Annotated in this window: 1 protein-coding gene; it reads left to right on the forward strand. The window is 39.1% G+C overall.

The genetic code is table 11. The features are described 5' to 3' along the window. Positions 1-66: 66 nt before the first annotated feature. On the forward strand, positions 67-478 hold a 412-nt coding region (locus M8J73_RS44610; RefSeq protein ID WP_249829942.1), incomplete at its 3' end, for an integrase catalytic domain-containing protein.

The following is a 478-nucleotide window of genomic DNA, read 5'->3' on the forward strand; positions in this document are numbered from 1 at the left end:
AAAAGTCTTGTTGATGGGATACCTCTTCTAACGTTCAGTAAAACTAAGCCATGTTCAGGATGTGAGATGGGGAAACAACATCGTGCAAGCTTTAAGACGAAGCAAAACTTCCAAGTGACTGAACCGTTATACATGCTTCATATGGATCTTTTTGGTCCAGTCAACGTTCAGACACCTGCTGGTAAGAAATATACCATTGTTATTGTTGTTGAATTTTCTCGTTTTTCTTGGGTTATATTTCTCAGGTCTAAAAGTGATGCTGCTCCTGAAATCATCTCCTTCATTAAGCAAATGGAACTCAAATTCTCTAAGAAGGTTTGTCAGCTCAGAAGTGACAATGGGACGGAGTTCAGAAATGTAACTCTAGAATCCTTTTGTGCTGACAAGGGCATTTCTCAAAACTTCTCTTCAGCTAGGACTCCTGAACAAAATGGAGTTGTAGAAAGAAAAAATAGAACCCTGATAGAAGCTGCGAGAA

The sequence above is a fragment of the Streptomyces neyagawaensis genome, from assembly GCF_023516595.1.
In the GTDB taxonomy this organism is placed as follows: Bacteria; Actinomycetota; Actinomycetes; order Streptomycetales; family Streptomycetaceae; genus Streptomyces; species Streptomyces neyagawaensis.